Source organism: Microbacterium sp. KHB019, from assembly GCF_037285405.1.
GTDB lineage: Bacteria > Actinomycetota > Actinomycetes > Actinomycetales > Microbacteriaceae > Microbacterium.
In genome coordinates, this window is sequence record NZ_JBBDHF010000001.1 from 1,328,079 (window position 1) to 1,334,712 (window position 6,634).

The 6,634-nt window shown below is 67.9% G+C and carries 7 protein-coding genes and 1 tRNA gene; 1 reads left to right on the plus strand and 7 read right to left on the minus strand.

Translation table 11 applies throughout. The features are described from left to right. Nucleotides 1–140: 140 nt before the first annotated feature. The 7 genes from KHB019_RS06370 to KHB019_RS06400 all read right to left on the minus strand — a co-directional run bounded on the left by KHB019_RS06370 (nucleotide 141) and on the right by KHB019_RS06400 (nucleotide 5,773). On the minus strand, nucleotides 141–929 hold the full coding sequence (locus KHB019_RS06370; protein ID WP_337458407.1) for an inositol monophosphatase family protein: 789 nt from the start codon (nucleotides 927–929) through the stop codon (nucleotides 141–143). A gap of 8 nt (nucleotides 930–937) precedes the next feature. Continuing rightward, complete coding sequence (locus KHB019_RS06375) at nucleotides 938–2,161, minus strand: hypothetical protein (RefSeq protein WP_337458379.1); 1,224 nt, start codon at nucleotides 2,159–2,161, stop codon at nucleotides 938–940. 53 nt (nucleotides 2,162–2,214) lie between these two features. Then, nucleotides 2,215–3,012: an enoyl-CoA hydratase/isomerase family protein gene (locus tag KHB019_RS06380; protein WP_337458380.1), complete on the minus strand. Its 798-nt coding sequence runs from the start codon at nucleotides 3,010–3,012 to the stop codon at nucleotides 2,215–2,217. 50 nt (nucleotides 3,013–3,062) lie between these two features. After that, the gene (locus KHB019_RS06385; RefSeq protein ID WP_230101436.1) at nucleotides 3,063–3,557 is read right to left on the minus strand and encodes an FBP domain-containing protein; all 495 of its coding nucleotides are present in this window, start codon (nucleotides 3,555–3,557) and stop codon (nucleotides 3,063–3,065) included. A gap of 9 nt (nucleotides 3,558–3,566) precedes the next feature. Beyond that, nucleotides 3,567–4,451, minus strand: coding sequence for a bile acid:sodium symporter family protein (locus KHB019_RS06390; RefSeq protein WP_337458381.1), 885 nt, complete (start codon nucleotides 4,449–4,451; stop codon nucleotides 3,567–3,569). A 232-nt stretch (nucleotides 4,452–4,683) separates the two neighbouring features. Continuing rightward, nucleotides 4,684–4,768, minus strand: a tRNA-Tyr gene (locus tag KHB019_RS06395). An 87-nt stretch (nucleotides 4,769–4,855) separates the two neighbouring features. Continuing rightward, a complete protein-coding gene (locus KHB019_RS06400; RefSeq protein WP_337458382.1) occupies nucleotides 4,856–5,773 on the minus strand; it encodes a carbohydrate kinase family protein in 918 nt (305 codons plus the stop codon). A gap of 141 nt (nucleotides 5,774–5,914) precedes the next feature. Here KHB019_RS06400 and KHB019_RS06405 point away from each other — a divergent pair, with 141 nt between their 5' ends. After that, nucleotides 5,915–6,505, plus strand: a complete 591-nt coding sequence (locus KHB019_RS06405; RefSeq protein ID WP_337458383.1) for a hypothetical protein — start codon at nucleotides 5,915–5,917, stop codon at nucleotides 6,503–6,505. Nucleotides 6,506–6,634 lie beyond the last annotated feature (129 nt).

Consider the following 6,634-nt stretch of genomic DNA (forward strand, 5'->3'; position numbering starts at 1 on the left):
GGGGTATCGAAGGGCAAGACAGTCTCTCGGGTAATTCGTCAGTTTCCGGGGCAAGATCCCGCGCATCGGGCTACGCGGGTAACGATCGGGAAAACACTATCGCGAGTGGCCTGGGAACGCCATGCACGCCGCACCTCGATCTACGAGTCGAGAACGCGCACGAGCTCAGCGTGCAGCTCTGGTCCGGCGGCGATGATCATCGGGCGGGCGGATGCCGTGTCGAGCCGCGTGACGACTCCCCCTGCTTCTTCCACCAGGAGCGCACCGGCGGCGAAATCCCACGGCTTCAAGCCTCGTTCGAAGTAGCCATCCAGCCGGCCGGCCGCGACGTACGCGAGGTCGAGCGCCGCCGAGCCGATGCGCCGCAGGTCGCGGGCGAGCGGCATGACCTCGCGCACGGTCGCCAGGTCGCCGTCATGGGTCGACGGGTCGTATCCGAATCCGGTGGCGAGGAGCGCCCCGGCAGGATTCGCCGGGTTGACGGCCAGTCGCTGGGCGCCGAGCCACGCTCCCCCGCCGCGCGAGGCCGTGAAGAGTTCGTCCATCGCCGGGGCGTAGACCGCGGCCGCTAGCGCGTGCCAGGAGTTCGGGTCACCAGTGCCGTGGACGGCCGCGATGCTGACGCTGTACGCCGGGATGCCGTACGCGTAGTTCACGGTGCCGTCGATCGGGTCGACGATCCAGGTGATCCCGGTCTCGCTGACTGCCGCACCGGATTCCTCGCCGAGGAAGCCGTCGCCGGGGCGCTCGGCGCTCAACCTCGAGCGGATGAGCTGCTCGACCTCGCGATCCGCCTCGGTGACGATGTCGGCCAGAGTCGTCTTCGTCGCGGCGAGCGCGACGCCGGCCGCACGGCGCTCGCGCGCGAGCGCCCCGGACTCACGAGCGATGTCGGCGGCGAGTTCCTGAAGCTCGACCGCGAGCGGCAGCTCGCCGGTCACCGTCGGGGCGCCGGCGGAGGCGGAGGGAACGCGCCGGGCACTGCGGGCGGCGTCGGCGGATCCTCGGGCTGCGGGGGAACCGGAGGCTGCTCCGGCGCGTGCTCGGGCACCGGCGCTTGCTCCGGCACTGGCGCCTGTTCGGGCACCGGCACCGGCGACGGCTCCGGTGCTGGCACAGGCTGCGCAGCCGTCTCACCGGCGATCCCATCGTGCGCAGCTGGTGCCCCGGCGGGCGGGACCGGGAACCCGTCCGCACCGATCGGCGCATCAGGCGACGACACCAACGGCTGCGCATGCCCGTCCGACGACACCGTCGGGAATGAGGGCGTCGACTCCTGCGTCGGGTAGTAGCTGTGGGCCGGCGCCTGCTGCTGCGTCGGATAGCCGGTGTAGTACGCGTTCCAGTCCGGCGACCCGTCGGGCAGCACCGGCAACGGCGTCGCACCATCGGCGTACGTCGGCCACTGCTGGGCCCCCTGGGCGGTCGGCGCCGCGGGCAGGGCTGCGACGGCCGAGCCGGCGAATGCTCCGTGGGCCTGTGCCGCCAACGGGCCCACGTGCTTCTTCGGCGCGAACAGCGCGTTCAGCAGTGGGATGAGCGTCGTACCGACAGCGGTGAGGATCGCCAGCGCGACCACGATGCGCCAGTACAGGTCGGCGTACTCGAACGTGTCGGGGAAGGTCAGGAAGAACACGAGCATCGCGACGAGAAGCACGAGCATCGCGATCGTGACGTAGTAGATGACCCGCGTGAACGTCGTGACGTAACGCTGCGCCGCCGGGGTGAACAGCCGCACGTGCAGCAGGCCGAGCTGAAGCACGCCGATGATCACGAGCAGCAGGAAGAACCGCCCGACACCGCCGGTGTACTCGTCGTACTCGGTCGGCAGCCAGATCTTGATGGCGCCGGCGATGAGCGCCACGATCCAGGTGATCATGCTCGCCAGAGCCAGCCAATCCGGGCGCTTCGGCGCGAGACCGGCCTCGAGGATCGCAATGCCGGCGAATGCCGCGAGCAGGAGGATCGTCAGGAATGCCCGCCCGATGATGCCGTCCTGATCTCCGATCAGCACCCACACCACGCACACCAACGCTGCGGCGATCAGCGCGCCGATGGCGATCCAGATCGCTCCGCGGATCAGCAGCGAAGCGTTCGCCTTCGTCCGCGTTTCATTGACCTCTGACATCGTGATCCCCTCTTCGGCCGACGTTGCACTCATCCTCGCATGCGAGGGTCGCGTCGCGCCGCGGTGTCACGGCTTTTGTGGGTAAGTCAGCGCGCCTTCTTCGCGGATGCCGCAGCGAAAGCCGCGACGCGGGCCTTGGCATCCGGGGTGTCGAACGACGCTCCGATCGAGCGCGCCTCCTCCTCCAGTTGCTCGGCGAACGTGCGCGAGGGCTGCGAGCGCACCAGGCGCTTCGCCTGCCCGTACGCCTCGGCGGCCCCGGCCAGCCAGAACCGGGCGATCTCCTCCGCGCGGGCACGAACGCGCTCAGCCTCCTCGGCGGCATCCGCACCGGTCACGACCTCGGCGACGAGTCCCCATTCGAGAGCCTCGTCGGCGCTGAGCAGGCGGTCCTGAAGGACGAGCTGCAGCGCACGGCGCCGGCCGACCGCGTCCGCGAGCTGCGCCGACACAGACAGATCGGGGGTGAGTCCGATGTTCGCGTAGAGGCTGCCGATCTTGGAACCGCCGCCGACGATCGCGTAGTCCGTGCTGAGCAGGATGCCGAGTCCGCCACCGGCAGTCGTGCCGTGCGCCGCGGCGACCACAGGGATCGACGACTCGGTGAGCGCGCGGATGCCGGCGTTGATGACGCCGGCGAGCTCGGTCAGCGGCGAACCATCCGTCATGAGCGTCGCCATCTCGAGGACGTCCCCTCCAGCGCAGAACGCCGGGCCCGCGGCATCCAACAGGATGGCCCGCACATCAGAGCGCGAGGTCGCCTCGGCCGTGGCATCCCGCCACGCGTGCGCCAGGTCGGAGTTGAAGGCATTGAGACGGGTCGGACGGTTCAGCGTGAGGCGCGCGAGCCCCTCATCGACCGAGAACAGGATGGGATCGCTCATGGGCATCTCCTTCGAAGCGCGGACTTCGTCAGCCTATCCAGAGCGTGCACTCAGTCCGTTTCGTGTTGTACCCGACCGACAAAATTCTCCATACGACGACGGGTGCCGTCCAGTCGCGTATCCACCTGGCCGGCGGCGCGGACCTCGTTCGGTGCGAGTGGATGCGCGAGCCGGACGTTCTCGTGGCAGGACAGATCGGCGCAGATGTAGGTGCCGACGCTGTCCCCGCGTCGTCCGGCATCGCCGGCCTTGCGCGCCCCGAAGAGGGCGACCTGGTTGCCGGGCTGCATGGTATGGCAGATGTTGCACATGCCGTTGCGGCTGCGACCCGGTTCGCTCGCGCGCACCACGATGCCGACCACATCGTCGCCGCTCTGCACGAGGATGCAGCCGCGCTTGCTGGATGCCGGGTCGCGCCAGGCCAGGAAATCGTGGAAGTCCCAGTCGACGAGGAGGAAGTCGTGCGGCATCTCGATCATCCGCAGCTCGTCGTCTGTCGCGTTGATGAACGCCGCGCGGACGTCGGACTCGGTGAGCGCTCGCATCGCTCCAGTCTATGAAGTCACGGCGTCGGCGGGCGCGCGGTCGCGGCTGCGGTCTCGGATGAGGAACCCGAAACCGAAGGCGACGAAGAACATCAGCACGCCGTAGACCGCGGCAGGCAGGCTGAGCTCGGTCGAGCCGAGCACGCTCTGGGCGATCACGATCGCGAGGGTGGCGTTGTGGATGCCGATCTCGAACGACGTCGCGATCGCCTGACGCCGTTCGATCTTCAGGCCACGGGGCACGACGTATCCGAGGGCGAGGCTGATCAGACAGAACAGGATCGTGATCAGGGAGAGTTGAGCGAAGTTGTCGACCAGCAGCGACCAGTTGGATGCCACGGCACCCGCGATCACGACGATGAGGATGATGACGCTCGCGATCCGCACCGGCCGATCCATGCCATCGGCGAACTTCGGCCAGAAGCGCCGGATGAGCATCCCGACGGCGACAGGGAGCAGCACGATCGCGAACACCTCGAGCGCCTTCGCCCACTGCAGTCCGAGCTGGTCGTCGAAGGGCTCGAAGTACATGATCGCGAAGTTCGTGATCAGCGGCAGCGTGATCACCGCGATGACCGAGTTCACGGCGGTGAGCGAGATGTTCAGCGCGATGTCACCGCGGAACAGATGGCTGTAGAGGTTTGCCGTCGTCCCTCCTGGCGATGCCGCGAGCATCATCATGCCCACCGCGAGCACGGGCGGCAGTTGGAACAGCAGCACGAGCCCGAAGCAGATCGCCGGCAGCACCAGGAGCTGACAGACCAGGGCGATGAGCACCGCCTTCGGCTGCTTGAGCACGCGCGCGAAGTCGGCGAGTGTGAGGCTGAGCCCGAGTCCCAGCATGATGATGCCGAGGGCGACGGGGAGTCCGATGGTGGTCAACGCTGATCCCATGGGACTCAGTGTGGCGGATGCTGGGTCCGGATGTCACGCGCTTCCGCAGAAACGAAAGGCCCGCGTGCATCACCTGATAAACGAACTGAGCGCCGCCCCTGCGGGACGACGCTCAGTTCATTTGGTGGCAAGTGAGGGACTCCGGTGTTCGCTGCGCTCACGCCTCCCCGAATCCCGCATCACCTGATAAACGAACTGAGCGCCGCCCCTGCGGGACGACGCTCAGTTCATTTGGTGGCAAGTGAGGGATTCGAACCCCCGAATGCGATGCAGGCTGATTTACAGTCAGCTCCCTTTGGCCACTTGGGTAACTTGCCAAATGCACACCCGTCCAGCTTGTACAGCCAACCGGGGGCGCGAGTATCAATCATACCTGCCAGAAGCAGGTGCAAGAAATCGAACCGTCAGCTGCCGTGCACGCCCCGTTCCCCGTCCTGAAGCGACTCCGGAGTGCGCAGCAGCCCGCCCTCGGCGCGGCAGGTCGCAGCCGCGACATCCATGGCCCGAACGAGCAGGCCCTGCCAGTCCTCGGACGTCGCAGGTCGAGCGCCGACGAGACCGGCAGCCACCGCCGCCAATGTCGCATCCCCGGCTCCGACCGTGTCGACGACGGACCCTGGCAGCTCGGATATCGGGGCCGTGAAGGTGCCGGCATCCGTCTCGAGAACCGCCCCGTCGCGGCCGGCCGTCGCCAGCACGGCATGCGCACCGGCGTCGCGCAGCCGGGCCCGCAACGCATCGAGGTCGCCGTCGTAGAGGATCGTCGCGTCGTCCGCGCCGACTTTGACGATCGCGGCATCCGCGGCCACCCGTTCGAATCCCCTGACGAACTCCGCGCGGTCACTGAGCATGCCGGTGCGCGGATTCGGATCGATCGCGACCCGCGCTCCCACCAGGGCCTCGGCGAGAGCGTCCACCTCGTCCGCCCGATCGAAGGGGAAGCAGCTGATCGCCACGAGGTCAGCGCCGCCGATCGCCTGCTTGGCCGCGTCGCCGTAACGGATGCTGCGCCGCTGCGCCGCGTCGTTGAACACGTACGTCGGCTCTCCGCTCGCATCACGCCGCACGATCGCGCGCGACGAACCGTTCGGCGCCGTACTCTCCACGAGCGTCACGTCGTGGTCGGCGAGATACTCGCGGATGTGGTCGCCCGCCTCGTCATCGCCCACCATCGCGATGAGGGTGCTCTGGATGCCGAGACGCCGCAGCCCGACCGCGACGTTCAGGGCGGCGCCGCCGACCAGTTCTCGCACTCCGCCGGAGTCGTGGATCTCGTCGATGAGGGCGTCGCCGATGACGACGGAGCGAGGTGTGTGCGGCATCCACTCATTGTGTCGCACCCGCGCTTACACGTGCTCCCGCGCGCGTCTTCTTGGGGTATGCGAGAAGGATCTCGGGGCTTCAGGCGGCGTCGGAGCCGCGAAATCCTTCTCCGGTCGCGACGGATGCCCTACCGTGTGGGCATGAGGACCACGATGTCGTCTCTGGCCGCTGCCGCCATGTTGCTCGCGCTTGCACTCGTCGGGTGCACGCCCGCGCAGACGACGCCGTCGCCGTCGGGCTCGGCATCCGGGTCCGCGGGTCCATCGACCGCAGCATCCGCATCGCCTGAGCCGAGCGAGACGCCGGCGGCGGACGCGATTCCGATCCCGGACGACTGCCGGGCACTCGTGTCCGACGACGTGCTCGCTCAGCTCGACGGCATCCCGCTGAACGACCCGGATGTCGGTGCCACCGGCATCCAGCCCGACGGCTCGCTGCTGTGCATCTGGCGCGACCCGCGCGCAGACACCACCGCACTCGCCACGACGATCTCGCACCTGAACCGCGGGCCGGCGCTCGACATGCTCAACGAGCTCGCCGACGAAGAGGGCTTCACCTGCTTCACGCCCGACGATGGCACCCGGTGCGAGAAGACCTGGAAGAACGACACCTACCCCGTGACCGACGGACGCACCCTGTTCTGGCGCGAGGGCGTACTCATCGACACGAGCTACTCCAACCTCGCCCCGAGCGGGTACACCTCGAGCATCGTCGCGCACCTGTTCGACTAGACGTGATGTCCAGGGACGTTGTTGTGTGAATCGCTCGTGATTGCTGAGGGGTGAAGGCCTCCGGTTGCGAGAGTGGAGCTGTCTAGAAACCGCTCACACAACACAGGAGGCCTTCGTGTCCCACGCTAA